The following is a 19,153-nucleotide window of genomic DNA, read 5'->3' on the forward strand; positions in this document are numbered from 1 at the left end:
GACTGCTGAGAAAAATCCTAATTAATAAATTTATGAATAGTGACATCAGCTGGTTTTAAAGGCATTAACCATGATATTTCACTGAATACAGCGGAAGGATTAAGTAAGAGATCGGGAAAATGATAAGCAGAATAATAATTACAAAGAAACGTAAATATGGCTGGCTCTGCCAGCCCGTGATAAGCGCCCGCCAGGGCAGGCGCTAATTCGCTTGACGAATTATTTACCGTTCCACGCTTTCATGCGGGATTCACGCACCTGCAGCTGCTGTTCAGGGGTTAATTTATTGTAGTTTTCTGCCATACCGCTTTCCCAGTCGCCGTACAGTGGATTCGGCAACACAATGAACTGGGTGCCAAAACGTTGATGGTTGAGCGTGACGAACTGCTGGCGCTGGGCGTTGCCCTGATGCCAGGTGGCACCGCCGAAGTCATTCAGGTTATCGCCGATATACAGCACCACGTTGTAGCCGGCGTTTTTAATCGCATCGAAACGCGCCTGTTTGTTGGAATTACCGGTGCTGAGGTGCACGGTTTTCTCGCTTACACCGCTGAAGCCCAGCTTATTGAGGTTATCAACCGTGGCGGCGTAATCTTTCTGATCGCGGTTCGAGACATAGAACATGGTGCCGCCGTGGCTATTCACATAGTTGGCAAATTCGATGGCGCCCGGCACCGCGGTCGCCTGGCGCGCCTGGGTCCACGCTGACCAGGTTTTGCCGGAGAACGGCTGGCCATTTTTTGCCTGCCACGCGCTATAGGCGCTGTTATCGATCATGGTTTCATCCAGGTCGACAATCACCGCTTTCGGTTTACCGGTGAGTGAAGGGGCATTATCAAACGCCATACGCGCGGTATTGAACGCCTGCCAGCTCAGCGCCTGATACTCGCCGGACTGCTGGAACCAGTTGACTGCCAGCACCGACTGCTGACCGAGTTGCTGCTGAGCCTGCTGTTTTTGTGGTTGGGCACAGCCGGTGAGCGTCAGGGCAATCAAGCCCGCAGCGGCCAGCCAGGAGGTGTTTTTCATCATGTCGTCCTTAAGTGATTATGGTCAGTTTTTGTAAAGCTTTAAAAATGTAGCAGTTAACGTAAGCTGTGGGCAGAGGAAAACCGGGGTCAGGTCACAGGAGACACTTATGGATAATCGCGGGCCGCGTTCGGCGCTGATGGAGAGTCAGAGCTGGTTAGAGTACGCCTTTCAGCCAGCCGGTCAGCCTGCGCCTGCCGCTGCGGCTTATGGCCAGCAGCGACACAGCGCACGCGTAGTGCTGGCCGGGCAAAACCGGCCGCCGAAACGTTGTGAATCCGATGGAGTGATCAGTGACGATCACCAGCCGGTTGCGGTTTACACCGCTGACTGTCTGCCGGTGCTGTTTGCGGATGCGAAAACGCATCAGGTGGCGGCGGTGCATGCGGGATTACAGGGCACGCTCGGCGGCGTACTGAACAGTGCCCTTGATCAGCTGCTGGCCGGTGGCGCAACGCCGGCATCCCTGCTGGTGGCGATCGGTCCGGCAATCGGCCCCTGCTGCTATGAACTGGGTGTTGATCGCATCGCACAGATGCAGCAGCGTCCGGATCTGCCGGCGCTAAGCTGGTCTCAACAGCAGCCGCACAATCCGCTGGCGATCCGCCCTCAGGCGCAGGCGCATCATGCGGGCGTCTGGTTTGATCTGCCTCAGCTGGCGTACGGCCTGCTGAGGCAGCGCGGCATCCCGGCGGCGCAGATCGATCGGCTGGAGGTGTGTACCTATTGCATGGCGGAGGCGGGGTCGAGCTATCGCTATAACACCCATTTTGACAGCGGCTATCAGTCACGTTTCTCGTGGATTCGCCGCCGCGCGTGATGCCGCTTCACCTCCCTGTGAAGCGCGGGCCTCAGTGAATGATGGCGTTGAGCGCCAGCACACCGGCAAGGCCGAGGATGGAGATCAGCGTTTCCATCACCGTCCAGGTTTTCAGGGTCTCAACCACGCTCAGGTTGAAATAGCCTTTGAACAGCCAGAAGCCGGGATCGTTAACGTGCGAAGCGATCACGCTGCCTGAACCAACGGCCAGCACCATCAGCGCCGGATCGGTGTGGGTGGCGGCAATGATCGGCGTCACGATACCGGCGGTGGTGATCGCCGCGACCGTCGCCGATCCCAGCGCGATGCGCAGCATTGCTGCCACCGTCCAGCACATCAGCAGCGGTGACAGCGACGAGCCTTTCATCAGATCGGCGATGTAGTTACCGACGCCGCTGTCGACCAGCACCTGCTTAAAGGCACCGCCGCCGGCAATGATGAACACGATCATGGCGATGGCGGCAATCGAATCGCCGCACATATCCATCACCTGCTCCATTTTGCGCCCGTTGCGCAGCCCCAGCGTAAACACCGCAATCACCACGGCGATAAACAACGCAACCGCCGGGTTACCGATAAATTCAAAGAACTGACGCAGCGCATTCTCTTTCGGCATCGTCAGTTCGCAGACAGCCGCAATCGCCATCAGCACCACCGGAATCACCGCGGCAAAGATGCTGATAAAAAAGCCCGGCATTTCTTCTTCGGTGAAAATTTTAGGGTTATATAGCCCTTCCGGCGGTGATTTTTCAAAGCTTTTAAGAAACTTTGAGAAGATCGGGCCGGCAATGATTACCGTCGGGATGGTGATGATTAAGCCGTACAGCAGCGTGGTACCGAGATTGGCACCAAAGATGGTAGCAATGGCGGTTGGACCGGGATGCGGCGGCAGGAAGCAGTGCGTCACCGACAGCGCTGCCACCATCGGCACGCCGACGTACAGCAGCGGCAGGCCCGCTGCCGCAACGATGGTAAATACCAGCGGCAGCAGCAGCACAAAGCCGACTTCGTAAAACATCGCCAGACCGACGATCAGCCCGGTGACCACCAGCGCCCACTGCAGCCGCTGTTTACCGAACGCGGCAATCAGCGTAGTGGCCACCCGCTGGGCGGCGCCGGTATCGGACACCAGCCGCCCGAGCATGGCACCAAAGCCGAGGATCATCGCCAGGCCGCCGAGCGTGGAACCAATACCTTTCTGAATCGAGGCCATCACATTGAGCGGCGTCATGCCTTCGGCGATACCGACTACCGCCGAGACAAACACCAGCGCAATAAAGCCGTTGACCTTGAAGACAATCATCAGCACCAGCAGCAGTATCACACCCAGCACAATTATGGTTATTGGCATTTTTTATTATCCTTAGGAAGACAGAGGGGTGTTTAAGGTTTAGGCGCGCGCCAGCGATTACGCCAGCCGCGCCACGGCATTACACGGCGACGCGCATACCGCCATCGACAAACAGCAGATGACCATTAACGAAGTCAGATGCGCCCGACGCCAGGAACACCGCTGCGCCAATCAGCTCTTCCGGCTTGCCCCAGCGCGCCGCCGGCGTGCGTTTGGTCAGCCAGCCGGTGAACGCCGGATCGTCGGCCAGCGTCTGCGTCATCTCGGTGACGAAATAGCCCGGCGCAATCGCGTTAACCTGAATATTGTGGCGCGCCAGCTCCACGCACATGCCGCGCGTCAGCATGGTGACCGCGCCCTTCGAGGCGGCGTACGGCGTGATGGTGTCGCGCCCCAGTTCGCTTTGCATAGAACCGATGTTGATGATTTTTCCGCGCTGACGCTGCACCATTTTTTGCGCCACGGTTTGCGAGACCAGAAATACCGCCGTCTGGTTGACGGCGATCACGTCGTTCCAGTCCTGCTCGGGAAATTCAAGAAACGGCCGGCGGCGCTGAATGCCGGCATTGTTCACCAGGATATCAATCGCGCCCCACTGGCTTTCAATCTCCTCTATCGCCTGCCGGACCTGCGCCGACTGCGTGACGTCAAACGCTTTCGCCCGCGCGTGATAGCCCAGTTCGCGCAGTTTCGCTGCGCCCTGCTCTGCGCCGCCCTCGGTGGTGGCGTTGATGATCACTTCCGCGCCCGCTTCGGCCAGACCGCGCGCCAGCAGGAAACCGATGCCGCGCGCCGAACCGGTGAGCAGCACGCGCTTGCCCGCGAGGGAAAATAACTGACTCATACTGACTCCTTAAAACGTTAGCTGGACTTTCGCCGCCCGGGTTTTATCACCGGCAAACTGCAGCGCCGCGTCGATATCCTGTAAGCCATATTCCCCGCTGAACAGCGGCAGCGGATTGACCACGCCGCGTGCCAGCCAGTCAACGGCAGTATTGAATTCGTGGGTGAAACGGAAAGAGCCGACCAGAGTGATCTCTTTGGCGATCAGCGTCATCAGCGGGAAATCAGGAATGGTGCCGCCCATGCCGACCTGCACCAGCGTACCTTTGGCGCACACCACGTCGAGACAGCGCTGCAGTGATGACGGATGACCCGAAGCCTCGAAGGCGACATCGAAGAAGCCTTTATCTGCAAGGTATGGCGTGAAATCACCGTCAGCCGCGTGGATCACGCCGGTCGCACCCATCTGCTGCGCCAGGCTGAGCGAGCGTTCGCTGATATCGCTGCAAATTATCTCCGCGGCTCCGCGCGCTTTGGCGGCAGCGGCAATCAGACAGCCAATCGGCCCGACGCCGGAGATGAACACCTTTTTGCCGTTCAGATCACCCGCCTGCTGCGTAGCGTGAATGCACACGGCCAGCGGTTCAGCAAACACCATCACGCTGTCGTCAGCATCCTGCGGATACGGCACGCACTGTGCGCTGTCGACCACTTTGTATTGCGTGAAGCCGCCATCGACGTGCGGCAGGTACATGGCGCTGCCGAAAAAGCGCATTGAGGTGCACTGATTTTGCTGATCGCGCAGGCAGTATTTACAGCTGCCGCACGGCTTTGAGGGATTGATCGCCACTTTCTGATTGGGCTGCAGCTGCGCATCGTCGCTCTCCACGACGTGACCAGTCACTTCATGGCCGAGGATCATCGGCATCTTCACCTCGAAGCTGCCGACTTTACCCTCCTGATAGTAGTGCAGATCGGATCCGCAGATGCCGCCGCGCGTAATACGCACCAGCGTGCCAGTGCCGTCCCACTGCACCTGCTGCTGTGCGACGCTGACCTGTTTTTTACCGGTAATGACGCAGGATTGCGTTTCAATGTTCATCGTGTCCCCATTCAGTGCTGTAGCAATGGGGCTATCACAACGGGATACGGCCGGTGAAACTGTGATGAACATCACTCAAAGCGATGTTACAAAAATGCTGTTACCGGGAACGTGATGTTGAGAGGCGGAAAACAATCTGGCGGCAGTCCATCGCCGCCCTGCAACGAGAGTTAACTGCCTGACATCAGGTCGTGGCTGTATTTGAACAGTTCAGAATCCGAGCGCAGACCGAGTTTTTTCAGCGCCGACTGCTTCTGTCCGCTGACGGTCTTGCGGCTGCGTTTAAACTTCACGGCAATTTGCGACACGCTGAGGCCATCGAGAAAACAGCGCACCACTTCCACTTCGCGCGGACTGAGGGTTTTGACCTTCTCGTACATATTGCCTTTGCTGGAGAGATCGAGGTTTTCATTGATGGCGTCCTCATTCATGACGTACAGGTTTTCCACCTCGTACGCCACTTCCTGCGACAGGAACAAGCGCCCCTGCGCCACCTGACGAATCGCCTGCACGATCTCCTGCATGTTGTGACTTTTACCGATGAAGCCCTTAACGCCGGCACTCAGCACCATTTTGACAATCGCCGGACTTTCCATGGAAGAAGAGATTAAAATCTTTTGCTGCGGATAGTGATTACGCAGCTGCTTGACCAGCGCCAGGCCATCCAGTTCACGCTCGCCCAGCAGGAAATCCAGCACCAGCACATCCACCGTGGTGCTGCGCAGTTGATTAAACAGCTCATTACTCGAAGACCATGTCCCGACCAGATGAATATCGGGTTCGTGTTTCAGGCATAACTCGAAAACGGTACGAACCATCGGGTGATCATCAAGGACAGCGACACGCACCTGTTTATTATGTGCATATACCATTCATTTATTCCTTTATTACAGTCTTAATTTTGTCCAGTACTGATAACCACACCAGTGAAATTGACCTGAAAGTATTCGCTGACCGCAGCCGGGGATACTCCCTGCCCGCGATTTAAACCAACATGTAACCAGGTTAACAAAAATTAGAATTTTTCTTACGCGTTTAACTTATTACATCTATTTAAAGTGTACTTTTACCGGGTTCATGTATTTCAGCGGTTGTCCGCCCCGGAAAAACTGCGAAAATTCTGACGTAACTCTGCGAAGTGACCACATAAGAATTGTCTTGAAAGGTCATTTTATGAATAAAGCATTGAATTTTTTTGAAATCACAGCAAAATCAGCGCGCCCAAAACTCCCGTGATTGTTAATCACACGTTAAACATTCGAGAATGGTCGCAAAATATCATTAATGCCAAATTAGAACAGGCAGGCGGGAGAAATCTCTTTATACTCCGTTTCCCTTATCGGCATTAATGGCTTTACTTTTCTCAGGAAAGCACGGTGTTTAATCCTGTTAATTTAATCCGTCTCGCGAGCGTCGTACTGTTTATTTTGTTGTGCAGTACGCTACAGGCGTCAGTCAAACCTTTGCAGCTTTTAGCGCGCTATGATACTGCACAACCGGCGCTGCAACTGGCAGAGCCCATCTCTTCCGCCTTTCGCAATAAAGTGATTAAAGTCGCCGTGGCCGGCAAAGCTCAGCCACCGCTGTATATGGATACCGATACGCGCCGTTTCGAAGGCCTGAGCGCCGACTATTTATCGCTGATTCAGGGCATGCTGGAGACCAGCATTGAGCTGTATCACTTTCCCAGCCATAGCGCAGCACAGCAGGCGGTGATCAAAGGCGAAATGCACATGCTGGCGATTTATGTCGCGCAGCCATCGCCACAGCCACAGCCGCTGCTGGCCAGCGCGCCGTGGATGCTGGATTACAGCGTGCTGGGTTTAAAAACCGACAGCGACATCTTTCTCAATACCGGTCTGCCGGAGCAAATTGCGTGGTCAGGCACACCGCTGCAGCGCCAGTATCTGGAAGAGACTTACGAAAATGCGCATCTGATGCGTTTTCCCGGCTACTACGATGCCGTCGCCGCCACCGTTTATGGCCAGACGGCGCGCGTCTGGGGGAGTGCGGCAACCCTGACGCACCTTAATCGCTATCTGTTTGCCAATGCGCTCACGATTATGGCTGATGAGCACACCATTCCGCTCAACGTCGGGTTTGGCATCAGCCCGCTTTATCCGGCGCTGGCTGAAGCCATTAATCAGGCGCTGCCGCAGATTCCACTGTCTATCCGCATGCAGATTGCCAAACGCTGGCAGCTCGATCCTCACCACGTGCTGCAGCGCAACCCGCTGGCGCTGACCGCCGACGAAGAGCAGTGGCTGCAAAATAACATCCACATTGAGACCACCTTGCCGGTGGCGCAGGCACCGCTCAGCAGCCATACGGCTGCCGAGTCGTTTCGCGGCATGGCACCGGACGTGCTGGCGCTGATCACCAGCCAGACCGGCCTGAATTTTGTGGCGCACGCCAGCCATGAACCGCCCGGCGCACGCCCTCTGCCGCGGCTGTTTCCGCTGGAAATGCTTGACCCGCAGCTCGCCGCGCAACCGGATCGGATTACGCGCCCGTGGCTGGTATCGCATTGGGTGATCATTCGCAATCAGCAACCGCGCAACATCATGGCGCGCGACACCTTTCCGTTTGGTTCGGCACTGATGCTGAAGAATTCCCTGATGAAAAACTGGCTGCAGGCGCACTATCCGCATTTGTCAGTCAGCGATACCGATCGTCCGCTGGAGGCGCTGCATCAGCTGCTGGCGCACAAGGTGGACGCGGTGATCGTGCCGAAAATTTTTGCCGACTATCATCTGCGCAACCATTTTGGTAGCGGACTGATTGTCGAAGGCACGCTGGGCGCCGATCCCGCGCGCTTTGTCATGCGCGTTGAGGCGGGCAATGAGACGCTGATCAGTATTCTGGATAAAGCGCTGCTGGCTATTCCACCGGAAACGCTGTTCAAGCTGATGGCGCAGTGGCGCCAGGCTGAGCCGCCGTTTCTCAGCAGCTCGTGGCAGAATTACAAGCAAACCATCATGCTGATCGTTTCGGTATCCCTCGGGCTGATTCTGTTGATCCTGCTGTGGAACCATCATCTGCGCAAAGTGATCCAGCAGCGCATGCAGGCGGAAAATGCGCTAAAAAATCAGCTCAATTTCACCCATACGCTGTTCAATGACTCGCCAGTGGCAATGTACATCCGTGATAAACAAACGCGGCTGGTTGACTGTAATAATGCCTATCTGCGCTTTCTGCACATTAAACGCGACGAGGTGATTGGCAAGCGGCTGTCGGACGTGTTCAACACTAATAACGCCAGTATTCACACCATTGAAGATGGTTATCAGCAGACGCTACTGGATGGTGAAGCGGTGATGCGCGACGTCCAGCTGATGGTTAGCCAGCAGGCCTTTCATCTTTATCACTGGACGCTGCCGTTTCGCGATCGGCTGGGTGAAGTCGCCGGCGTCATTGGTGGCTGGGTGGACGTCACCGAGCGTAACGCGCTGTTGCAGGAGCTGCAGCTGGCTAAGGACACCGCCGACAAAGCCAACCGCTCGAAAAGTGAATTTCTCGCCAGCATGAGCCATGAGATCCGCACGCCGCTGCACGCCATCATTGGCCTGCTGGAACTGGAAACCCGCTCGCAGCCGTGTGAAACGCTGTCGGAAAATATCCGCGTCGCCTACAGCTCGGCGCGCGCGCTGCTGTCGCTGATCGGCGATATCCTCGATCTGTCGAAGATCGAATCCGGCCAGTATCAGCCTACGCCGGAAACCGTCTACCTGCCGGATGTCATCGATCAGGCGGTAACACTGTTTCGCAACAAAGCCGAAAGCAAAGGCATCGATCTGCGCGTGGAGATGGACATTGCCGCCTATTGGGTGCAGACCGATCCGCTAATGATCAATCAGATCCTGTCTAACCTGTTGAGTAACGCCATCAAATTCACCGATCGCGGCAGCGTAACCGTGGTGCTGATGCAGGGCATTGGCCAGGAAGAGGAAGGCTGCGAGTTTGTTATTGAAGTGAGTGATGACGGCTGCGGCATGACTGAAGAGCAGCAGCAGGCGATTTTTGAGCCGTTTGTGCAGGTCGGCGAGCGCCAGCAGCAGCAGATTGGCACCGGTCTTGGCCTGAGCATCTGCCGCAACCTGGCACAGCTGCTGGATGGCGAACTGATTGTGGAAAGTACGCCAGGTGAAGGTTCGGTGTTCTCCTTCTACTTCCGCGCGCCGGCCGGCGAACCGCGCGATCAAACCCAACCGCATTTGTCACAGCCGCTGGTCACCGACAAGCTGTCGGTGCTGGTGATTGATGATCACGCGCCCAATCGCCTGCTGCTGGGTAAACAGCTGGAACTGGCCGGCCATCAGGTCGTGGTGAGCGAAAGCGCTGCCGAAGCGCTGACGCTGTGGCAACAGGATCCGCTGCGCTTTGATCTGATTATTACCGACTGCAATATGCCCGGCATGAACGGATTTGAATTTGCGCAGGCGCTGCGACAGCACGAACGTCACCATCATCTGCCGCCGATTATGCTGTACGGCCTGACTGCCTCCGCCGAGCAGCACATAATGCAGCGCTGCCTGCAGGCTGGCATGAACGACTGCCTGTTCAAGCCGCTCAATCTGGATACGCTGCTGGCGCAGATTACTCACTGTCCGCGCCGCACGGCAGGCGCGCTGACGGCGGCGGACACGGAGGCCGTAATGCCAGACGCGATCGACAGGCCTGTTCTCCTCTCCGCCACGTTGCCGGCACCTCCGGCGGTGGCCACCTTTTCTCCGCTGCTGATGCAGCTGGCCGAGCGCGATCCTGCCAGCTGTATCACCCTGCTGGAGAGTATTCGCACCAGCCATGATGAATTGCTGGCGGCGCTGCAGCAAACTGACGATGCGCACGCCCTGTCGCAGCTTGGCCACAAACTGAAAGGCGGTGCCACCATTCTCAACGCCAGTGCGCTGGTGGAGCTGGGCCGCAAACTGGAAAATCACCAGTCGGAAGGACACGATGTACAGCAGCTGATTAGCGCTATTGCCTGCGAGATAAACAACGTCAATGAATCGTTAATTATCTTTGAACAATATCGACTGAAAAATCAGCAGGTTTTATAAAAACATAATCTTATCAAGACATTTCTCGGTTCGCCCCGATAAGCCGCCAGACATAATGACCGCCAGCGCCATCATTGCGGTGTCGTATAAGGGAGAGATATGTTTAATGCAAAAATTCTCATCGTTGATGAGCATCGCCTGGTTGCGGCTGGGGTGCAGGCTTTATTATTAATGAATGGCTTTAATTGTGTTACTACAGCAAACACAATTAATGATGGTATCGACGATGTTATTCATCAGCACATCGACATCCTGATATTAGATCCTGATTTCAAAGAAAAAAATGGCATCGCGTTTTTACGTGATATCGTAAAATCTAAAACCTGGATGAAAGTCATTCTGCTCAGTCAGAGCAGTAACAATCACCTGCTGATACAATCGCTTAGTCAGGGCGCTAACGGCTTCGTGTCGAAATACGATCCGATTCAGACGCTAATCGCGGCCATTGGCTGCGTCTATAACAACGTAAATTATTTGCCTGGCGATATTCTCGATCGTCGCCAGCGCTATGTGAATGAACAGGATATGCTGTCGCGCCTGACCGAGCGGGAAACGCTTATTTTACGTCAGCTGGCGCAGGGCAAATCTAACAAAATCATCGCCTGCGAATTAGGATTAAATAACAAAACCATCAGTACTTATAAAACTAAGATTTTTCAAAAACTCGAATCAAAGAACCTGGTCGATATCATTGAGCTGGCACGACGCAATGGCGCCTGCTAAAGCCAAAAATCAAGACCAGTCTTGCGGATTAAATCGACAGAGGCATGGCATCATCCCCTCGTCCTCACCCGGGATTGTTTTAAAGATTGAGTCATACAGGAATTTATAACCACAGAGCTAATTTATTAGCCCAATCTTCATGCCATTACAGGGCGCGCAGGTTTCTTCCCGTGCCTGGCGAAAGTGGTCCGATACTTTCGTCTGCGACTTGCCGCCCTGCTTTTTTTTGATGTTTCTCACAGGCTGAACGCCGCGAATTTCCAGCCCACGCTTTTCCCGCTAGAGTTCACTCATCCGACCACTCACTGAGTAAGTGATCATGACTGAGCGTTATCCGCACCTGTTCGCCCCGCTGGATCTGGGCTTTACGCAACTGAAAAACCGTTTCCTGATGGGCTCGATGCACACCGGTCTGGAAGAGCATACCGATGGCGCACAGCGCCTCGCCGCCTTTTATGCCGAACGCGCGCGCGAAGGCGTGGCGCTGATTGTCACCGGCGGTATTGCGCCGAATGCGCAGGGCGTGGTGGCGCACGGCGGCGCCATGCTGACGGAAGAGAGCCAGTGCGGCTGGCACCGCGAGATAACCGATGCCGTGCACGCGCACGGTGGCAAAATTGCGCTGCAGATTCTGCATGCCGGACGCTACAGTTATCAACGCGACCAGGTAGCGCCCTCGGCGCTTCAGGCGCCCATCAACCCGTTTACGCCGCAGGCGCTGAGTGCCGCGCAGATTGAACAAACCATCGCTGACTTCGCGCGCTGCGCCCGCCTGGCGCAGCAGGCCGGTTATGATGGCGTCGAAATCATGGGCTCCGAAGGTTATCTGATTAACCAGTTTCTGGTCGCGCACACTAATCAGCGTAACGACGACTGGGGCGGCGATGTGGCACGCCGGCAACGTTTTGCGCTGGACGTGACGCAGGCAGTGCGCGCAGCCGTCGGTGAGTCCTTCATCATTATTTTTCGCCTGTCGATGCTCGACCTGGTGAATAACGCTAGCTCACTGCAGGAGACGCTGGCGCTGGCCACGGCGCTGGAGCAGCGCGGCGTGACGCTGTTTAACAGCGGCATCGGCTGGCATGAAGCCCGCATTCCCACCATTGCCACCTGCGTGCCGCGTGCCGGTTTCGCCTGGGTCACGCAGCATCTGCGCCAGCACGTCAGCGTGCCGGTTATCGCCACCAACCGAATTAATCATCCGCAGGTGGCGGAAGAGATTGTGCGCGACGGCATTGCCGACATGGTCTCGATGGCGCGACCGTTTCTCGCCGATGCCGCGTTTGTCAGCAAAGCGCAGGCGGGCCAGTCCGACGCCATCAATACCTGCATTGCCTGCAATCAGGCCTGCCTCGACCAGATTTTTGCCGGCAAGGTCACCTCCTGCCTGGTCAATCCACGCGCCTGTCACGAAACGCTGATGCCGGTCATCCCCGCCGCGCAGCCAAAACGGCTGGCGGTGGTGGGCGCCGGTCCGGCCGGTATGGCGTTTGCGCTGCAGGCGGCGCAGCGCGGCCATCGCGTCACATTATATGAAGCCGATGCGCAGATTGGCGGCCAGTTCAACATTGCCCGTCAGATCCCCGGCAAGGCGGAGTTCAGCGAAACGCTACGCTATTTTCGCCATCAGCTGGCAGCGGCAGGCGTTGCGTTGCGCCTCAATCACCGCGTCAGCGCCGAAGAGCTGGAGCTGGCGGATGAAGTCATCATTGCTACCGGCATCACACCGCGCCAGCTAACCATTCCCGGCATCGATCACCCCAGCGTGCTGAGCTACCTCGACGTAATACGCGATAAAAAACCGGTTGGCCAGCGCGTGGCGATTATCGGCGCCGGCGGCATTGGTTTCGATACCGCTGAATTTTTGCTGCATCACGACAATCACCATGAAGACTTCTACCAAAGCTGGGGCATCGACCGCAGCCTGCAGGCGCGCGGCGGTTTACTGCGTCCACAGCCGGCTCCTGCCGATCGCCAGATCTGGCTGCTGCAGCGTAAATCCGGTAAGCCCGGTGCCGGACTGGCAAAAACCACCGGCTGGATCCATCGCGCCAGCCTGCAGGCGCACGGCGTGCAGATGTGGGGTGATGTGGAGTATCTGAAGATTGATGATGATGGGCTGCACCTGCGCCATCAGGGGGAAGCAGTGACGCTGAAGGTGGACAACGTGGTGATTTGCGCCGGTCAGGAACCGCTGCGCACGCTGGCGCAGGCGCTGACCGCACGCGGCAAAGCCGTGCGGCTGATTGGCGGTGCCGACGTCGCGCAGGAGCTGGACGCGCGGCGCGCCATTGCTCAGGCCACTGAGCTGGCGCTCAGCCTGTGATTAACGCAGCTTGACCGAACGCAGCACCACAAATTTGGCGTTGGAGGCCACCAGCTCGCAGTTGCCAAACAGCTTCTTCATTTTCTGATGATAGCCAAGGTGGCGGTTGCCGACGATGCGCAGCTCGCCGCCATACTGCAGGCAGCGTTTGGCGTCGCGCAGCATCTGCCACGCCAGGTGATCGGTGACCGCGTGCTGCTGATGGAACGGCGGATTACACAACACCGCGTGCAGCCGGTCTGACGGAAAGCCGCTCAGCACGTTGTTGACCCGAAACTGGCAGCGCGCCAGATCCTGCGGGCGGTTGAGCTCAACGTTAAGCTGGCTGGAAGCCACCGCCATGTAGGATTCATCAAAGAACAGCACTTCAGCCTGCGGATTCTGCTCCAGCGCCTGCAGGCCGATCACGCCGTTGCCGCAGCCGAGGTCAAGGATCTCACCGGCAATGTCGTGCGGCAGATGCTGCAGGAATAAGCGCGCGCCGACATCCAGCGAGCTCCGGGAAAACACGTTGGCGTGGTTATGGATGTGATACGGCGTCTCATCCAGCGGCCAGACGGTGGTCGCCGGCACGTCCGCCAGCGCCGGCGCGCTGAAGCGGCTGTAAATCAGACGCGCTTTTTTCCACGCCAGCGAGGTTTTGCTCTCGCCAAGAATGCGTTCAAACAGCTGAAGCGTGGAATTATGGATATCTTTGGCTTTGCCCGCCGCCAGAATCAGGGTATCCGGCGAGACCACCGTCCGCAGCGCACGCAGCTGGTGCTCAAGCAGCGCCAGCGCTTTAGGCAGCTTAATCAGTACCGCCGCCGGGGCAGCCGGTAACGGTGCCAGGCTATCGAGAAAGTGCACCGGCGCTTCGTCAAAGCCATTAAGACGCAGATTCTGCCGCGCGGCCTGCTGGCTGAGCCACGAATCGCTGACGTGCCAGATTTCACGGCCGTTCAGCCCGCAGGTCAGCGCGCCGAAGCTGTCGTTGAACACCAGCACCGGGCCTGCCGGCAGCGCCTGCTGCAGCAAATATTCGTCTGCGGCGTCCCACGCCTGCAGCGGGCTCTCTTCACGCATCGGCGGGAAGCGCTGAAGCGTCAGCGTGCGATCGGTCAGTTCAAGTTGGCTCATGGAATCTCCGGCATGGTACACTTTGCGCGATTTTCGCCCTGAAAAGGGGGCGCAGTATACTGTCTTTCGTCGGGAATCCCAATGTCATTAATCTATCTGCAGGGTTACCCTGAAAACATCCTCGAACAGGTGCAGCTGCTGATCGATAATCAGCGATTAGCCGCCTTTTTACAGCAGCGTTATCCCGATACCCACGATGTCGTCAGCGATCGCGCGCTTTATGATTACACCCAGGCGCTGAAAAACCGCTACATGCGCAGCGCGCCGCCGGTGAGCAAGGTCATCTGGGATAATAAAATCAAGGTAATGAAGCATGCGCTCGGCCTGCATACCGCGATTTCCCGCGTGCAGGGCGGCAATCTGAAAGCCAAAGCCGAGATTCGCATCTCGACCTTTTTCCGCCTCGCGCCTGAACCGTTTCTGCGCATGATCGTGGTGCACGAACTGGCGCACCTGAAAGAAAAAGATCACAGCAAAGCCTTTTATCAGCTGTGCTGCCACATGGAGCCCGACTACCACCAGCTGGAGTTTGACGCGCGCCTGTGGATGACCGAGCAGGCGCTGCGCGGTAACGCCGCTTAAAGAAACTCCTGCGCTTTCTGGATCAGGCTGGTCTTGGTCAACGCGCCGAGAAAACGGCGTTCCTGCGCATTGTTCAGCACCGGTAAACGCTCCAGCGTCACGCGCGCAAACGCCTCCCAGCCTTCCCGCATACTCTGATGCTGATAAATGCAGGGAAAATTGTCGTCCATCACGCTGCTGACCGGCGAATCCAGCGTGATCTCCTGCGCCAGCACTTTGCGCGAAATGTCGTGAATCGATACCACGCCGAGAAACTGGCCAGCCTGATTAATGACGTAGACGTAGCGCTCGCGCTTGAGGGAACTGACCGCCAGCGCCTGCCCGACCGTTTCCGCCGGCTGCAGCGCCGCACCCGGGATGATCAGCTGATCAACCCGCATGTTGTCAAAATCATACTTCGCTTCCGAACGATTGAGATGATGGCTCACCACCGGATAGGTGCTGGCGGACTGCAGCCGGTAGACCAGCATTGATGCCAGCACCGAGGCAATCATCAGCGGGAACAGCAGGCTGCTGTTGAGCGTCATCTCCAGCACCATCAGCATCGCCATCAGCGGCGCCTGACTGACCGCCGCCAGCACCGCCGCCATGCCTACCGCCGCATACAGCAGCGTATCGCCCACTGGCAGATGCAGCAGCACACCGATCTGCGCCAGCGCCACGCCGAGCAGCGCGCCCACTAATAAAGAGGGGGTGAACAATCCACCGACCGCGTTGGAGCCGACCGACAGCGTGGTGGCCAGCATTTTCAGCACCAGCAGGCCGAGCAGCCCGGCCAGCAAATAGTGACCTTCAATAATTTTCACGATCACTTCGTAGCCGTTACCGAGGATATCGGTGGAGATCAGCGCCAGCAGACCAACCGCAAAACCGCCTGCACCCAGCCTGAGCGGCAGCGAGCGCACGCGGCTGAACAGTGCTTTGCTGCGCGCAATCAGCCTGATTAACAGCCAGCCCGCCACGCCCGCAGCAAAACCAATTACGACGGTCATCATCAGGCTGGTGACATCCATCTGAAACAGCGTATCGGAAAGCGGATACAGTGCGCTGCGAAAGCCGAGCGACCACATGGTCATCACCGCCACCGCCGAGGCGATAATCAGCGGAATCAGTCGCTGCAGCGCTGAAATACCAAAGGCGATTTCCGCGACAAAAATCGCGGACGCCAGCGGCGCGTGATACACCGACGACAGACCGGCAGCCGCCGCCATCGCCACAATGTCACTGTTGCGCATGTTGAGGGCCTTCGGCAGCCAGCGCCCCAGCAGGCTGCCGCTCAATGCCGACAGCTGCACCATCGGCCCTTCTTTCCCGATCGACGCCCCGCTGCCGATACTGGCAATCGACGACAGCGCACGAAACAGCGAGGTTTTGGTGGGCACCGCATCAAGCCGCGCATTAATCACTTCGAGATAATCGGTTTTGACCGTCTCCTGCTGCTCAATCGCCACCGCGTAGCGCAGGAACCAGCCGGCCAGCAGACCGCCTGCGCCCACCAGCAGCGGCCAGAAAATCCACGGCCAGACGTGCATCGCGACCGTGATTTCGCTGTCGCTGTGAAACAGCAAATGATTGATAAGATCGATGATGCCGCGAAACGCCAGCGTGACCAGCGAGGCCACGAGGCCCACCGGAATGGCAATCAGCAGTGTGGTCCAGTTCAGTGCGTGTTTACTTCCGCTCACCCGGCGTCCCCGCATGTCGGTTAAAAAAGGGTTTCGCATCATCATATTGGAATGCGGATCGCAGGATCAAATTTCGCCTGCCTGCGCCACGGACGAACATGCTACTCTGCCGCTTTCAGAGTGCAGGAGAGCCAGCCGTGATACGTTTTGCCATTGTGGGAACCAACTGGATTACCCGCCAGTTTATCGATGCCGCGCATGAGAGCGGCAAAATGAAACTGAGCGCCGTCTATTCACGCAGCCAGCAGCAGGCCGACGCCTTTGTCGCGGATTATCCCTGTCCGCTGACCTTTACCTCGCTGGAAGCGCTGGCGGCAAGTGCGGAAATCGACGCAGTGTACATCGCCAGCCCCAATGCGCTGCACTGTGAGCAGGCGCTGCTGTTCATGTCGCACGGCAAACACGTCATCTGCGAAAAACCGCTGGCCTCTAACCTGCGTGAAGCTGAGGCGATGATTGCCTGCGCGCGCCAGCATCAGGTAGTGCTGTTTGAGGCGTTCAAAACCGCCAGCCTGCCGACGTTCCTGCGGCTGCAACAGGCGCTGCCGCAGCTGGGCACACTGCGCAAAGCGTTGTTCAACTATTGTCAGTACTCGTCACGCTATCAGCGCTATCTCGACGGAGAGAACCCGAATACCTTTAACCCGCGCTGGTCTAACGGTTCGATCATGGATATTGGCTACTACTGCCTCGCCGCTGCCGTAACCCTGTGGGGCGCGCCGCAGCAGGTGAAAGCCGAGGCGTCGCTGCTGGCAAGCGGCGTCGACGCGCACGGCGTGGTAGTGCTGGACTACGGCGATTTCGACGTCACGCTGCTGCACTCAAAAGTGAGTGATTCACTGATTCCCAGCGAAATTCAGGGCGAAGCGGGCTCGCTTATTATTGAAAAAATTTCGGAGTGCCAGCAGCTGCGCCTGGTTCCGCGCGGCGGCGAGAGCCAGAACCTGACGCAGCCACAACATATCAATACTATGCTGTATGAAGCAGAGGCCTTTGCCCGGCTGGTGGAGACGCGCCAGGTAGAGCATCCGGCGCTGGAGGTTTCACGTATTACCGCCCAACTGCTGACTGACATTCGCCGCCAGACCGGCGTGGTGTTTCCGGCGGATCGGAAAGAAGTGTAAATATTGCAAAATATTACAGCCGCCCCATTGAATCTGGTCGCTGTTGCACGTATGTTGGCCGCAGCAAAGGGGAGTAACTTGTAAGCTGACCGATCGTCATTACGGTGCGTAGCGCACCCGGTCGTCAGGCAACCCGGAATTGATTCTGTGTTGTAAGTGAGACCTTGCCGGAAGGCGAGGTTTGCTTGCAGCTCTATAAAGCGGCTGACGTCTTCTGACTCAGCCGTTTTTTCATTTTCAGGACAGGATACGACTATGCAATCTGTAGGCACACCATTACTCTGGGGCAGCTTCGCTGTCGTCGTGCTCATCATGCTGGCGATCGATCTCTTCTTACAGGGACGACGCGGCGCACAAACCATGTCATTCAAACAGGCCGCCGTCTGGTCGCTGGTGTGGATCTCCGTTTCTCTGCTGTTTGCCGCCGCCTTCTGGTGGTATCTCGACGGCAGCGCCGGGCGCGAAGTCGCGACGGCACAAACCCTGGCGTTCCTCACCGGTTACGTGCTGGAAAAAGCGCTGGCGGTCGATAACGTCTTCGTCTGGCTGATGCTGTTCAGCTACTTTGCCATTCCGTCTAATCTTCAGCGCCGCGTGCTGATTTACGGCGTGCTGGGTGCGATCGTGCTGCGTACCATCATGATCTTTGCCGGCAGCTGGCTGGTCACGCAGTTCAGCTGGATCCTCTACATCTTCGGTGCGTTCCTGCTGTTTACCGGCATCAAAATGGCCTTCGCGAAAGACGGTGATGACGCTGCCGTCGGCGATAAGCCGGTGGTGCGCTGGCTGCGTAAGCATCTGCGCATGACCGATGAATTGCACGGCGAACAGTTCTTCACCCGCAAAAACGGCGTGCTGTTTGCCACACCGCTGCTGCTGGTGCTGATTATGGTGGAGCTGAGCGATGTGATTTTCGCTGTCGACAGCATTCCGGCTATCTTCGCCGTCACCACCGACCCGTTCATCGTGCTGACCTCTAACCTGTTCGCCATCCTTGGCCTGCGCGCCATGTACTTCCTGCTGGCTAACGTGGCAGAGCGCTTCTCGATGCTGAAGTACGGTCTGGCGATTGTGCTGGTGTTTATCGGGATTAAGATGCTGATCGTCGAGTTCTACCACATTCCGGTGGCGATCTCGCTGACGGTAGTTGGTGTGATTCTTGGCGGTACACTGCTGGTCAATGCCTGGGTAAACCACAGAAACGACCAGAAAGGCATCTCACAATAATCTTCTGCAGGGGCGCTAATCGCCCCTGCTTTGTTTCGCCAGCGCCAACCTTCGCGTTTCATATCTCTGTCACACTTCCCATCATCAGCAGATCAAAAAACCGATCTGGCGCGCACCGACAGAATTATCTCTTTTCTCGCCAGGACTTTTCCTTATACTCCGCCGGGCAAACCGTTTGGCGCGGAGCAACCGCGCACAACACTCATACCGCAATAAAAAGAC

Annotated in this window: 14 protein-coding genes; 7 read left to right on the top strand and 7 right to left on the bottom strand. The window is 57.1% G+C overall.

Annotated features, from left to right (window positions below):
• Positions 1 to 219 precede the first annotated feature (219 nt).
• Complete coding sequence (locus MXF20_RS12370; RefSeq protein WP_325969689.1) at positions 220 to 1,029, bottom strand: 5'-nucleotidase, lipoprotein e(P4) family; 810 nt, start codon at positions 1,027 to 1,029, stop codon at positions 220 to 222.
• A 109-nt stretch (positions 1,030 to 1,138) separates the two neighbouring features.
• Here MXF20_RS12370 and MXF20_RS12375 point away from each other — a divergent pair, with 109 nt between their 5' ends.
• Positions 1,139 to 1,849, top strand: a complete 711-nt coding sequence (locus MXF20_RS12375; protein WP_325969624.1) for a polyphenol oxidase family protein — start codon at positions 1,139 to 1,141, stop codon at positions 1,847 to 1,849.
• 31 nt (positions 1,850 to 1,880) lie between these two features.
• On the opposite strand, the gene MXF20_RS12380 is transcribed toward MXF20_RS12375, so the two are convergent.
• The 4 genes from MXF20_RS12380 to MXF20_RS12395 all read right to left on the bottom strand — a co-directional run bounded on the left by MXF20_RS12380 (position 1,881) and on the right by MXF20_RS12395 (position 5,957).
• Positions 1,881 to 3,200, bottom strand: a complete 1,320-nt coding sequence (locus MXF20_RS12380; RefSeq protein ID WP_058771315.1) for a gluconate:H+ symporter — start codon at positions 3,198 to 3,200, stop codon at positions 1,881 to 1,883.
• Between the two features lie 79 nt (positions 3,201 to 3,279).
• Positions 3,280 to 4,044: a gluconate 5-dehydrogenase gene (gene idnO / locus MXF20_RS12385; RefSeq protein WP_325969625.1), complete on the bottom strand. Its 765-nt coding sequence runs from the start codon at positions 4,042 to 4,044 to the stop codon at positions 3,280 to 3,282.
• A 9-nt stretch (positions 4,045 to 4,053) separates the two neighbouring features.
• On the bottom strand, positions 4,054 to 5,085 hold the full coding sequence (idnD, locus tag MXF20_RS12390; RefSeq protein ID WP_325969626.1) for an L-idonate 5-dehydrogenase: 1,032 nt from the start codon (positions 5,083 to 5,085) through the stop codon (positions 4,054 to 4,056).
• Positions 5,086 to 5,255: 170 nt separating this feature from the next.
• The gene (locus tag MXF20_RS12395; RefSeq protein ID WP_325969627.1) at positions 5,256 to 5,957 is read right to left on the bottom strand and encodes a response regulator transcription factor; all 702 of its coding nucleotides are present in this window, start codon (positions 5,955 to 5,957) and stop codon (positions 5,256 to 5,258) included.
• Between the two features lie 591 nt (positions 5,958 to 6,548).
• On the opposite strand from MXF20_RS12395, the gene MXF20_RS12400 reads away from it, so the two are divergent.
• The 3 genes from MXF20_RS12400 to MXF20_RS12410 all read left to right on the top strand — a co-directional run bounded on the left by MXF20_RS12400 (position 6,549) and on the right by MXF20_RS12410 (position 13,194).
• Positions 6,549 to 10,145, top strand: coding sequence for an ATP-binding protein (locus MXF20_RS12400; protein WP_325969628.1), 3,597 nt, complete (start codon positions 6,549 to 6,551; stop codon positions 10,143 to 10,145).
• Between the two features lie 99 nt (positions 10,146 to 10,244).
• On the top strand, positions 10,245 to 10,868 hold the full coding sequence (locus MXF20_RS12405) for a response regulator transcription factor (RefSeq protein WP_325969629.1): 624 nt from the start codon (positions 10,245 to 10,247) through the stop codon (positions 10,866 to 10,868).
• Between the two features lie 319 nt (positions 10,869 to 11,187).
• Positions 11,188 to 13,194 (top strand): NADPH-dependent 2,4-dienoyl-CoA reductase, encoded by a 2,007-nt coding sequence (locus MXF20_RS12410; RefSeq protein WP_325969630.1) that lies wholly within the window; start codon positions 11,188 to 11,190, stop codon positions 13,192 to 13,194.
• Here MXF20_RS12410 and rlmG read toward each other — a convergent pair whose 3' ends face one another.
• Entirely contained in the window at positions 13,195 to 14,313 is a 1,119-nt protein-coding gene (gene rlmG / locus MXF20_RS12415) for a 23S rRNA (guanine(1835)-N(2))-methyltransferase RlmG (RefSeq protein WP_325969631.1), read from the bottom strand. It lies immediately after the preceding gene.
• A gap of 81 nt (positions 14,314 to 14,394) precedes the next feature.
• Here rlmG and MXF20_RS12420 point away from each other — a divergent pair, with 81 nt between their 5' ends.
• The gene (locus tag MXF20_RS12420; RefSeq protein WP_325969632.1) at positions 14,395 to 14,895 is read left to right on the top strand and encodes a M48 family metallopeptidase; all 501 of its coding nucleotides are present in this window, start codon (positions 14,395 to 14,397) and stop codon (positions 14,893 to 14,895) included.
• Here the strand turns inward: MXF20_RS12420 and MXF20_RS12425 are convergent.
• Positions 14,892 to 16,580 carry a chloride channel protein gene (locus MXF20_RS12425; RefSeq protein ID WP_325969633.1) on the bottom strand — a complete coding sequence of 563 codons (1,689 nt, stop codon included), beginning with the start codon at positions 16,578 to 16,580 and terminating at the stop codon, positions 14,892 to 14,894. The genes MXF20_RS12420 and MXF20_RS12425 overlap by 4 nt on opposite strands.
• Before the next feature lie 137 nt (positions 16,581 to 16,717).
• Between MXF20_RS12425 and MXF20_RS12430 the strand changes: the two genes are divergently transcribed.
• Entirely contained in the window at positions 16,718 to 17,704 is a 987-nt protein-coding gene (locus MXF20_RS12430) for a Gfo/Idh/MocA family oxidoreductase (protein WP_325969634.1), read from the top strand.
• A 255-nt stretch (positions 17,705 to 17,959) separates the two neighbouring features.
• On the top strand, positions 17,960 to 18,931 hold the full coding sequence (locus MXF20_RS12435; protein WP_325969635.1) for a TerC family protein: 972 nt from the start codon (positions 17,960 to 17,962) through the stop codon (positions 18,929 to 18,931).
• Positions 18,932 to 19,153 lie beyond the last annotated feature (222 nt).

The sequence above is a fragment of the Pantoea dispersa genome (assembly GCF_035783935.1).
GTDB classification, from domain to species: domain Bacteria; phylum Pseudomonadota; class Gammaproteobacteria; order Enterobacterales; family Enterobacteriaceae; genus Pantoea; species Pantoea dispersa_C.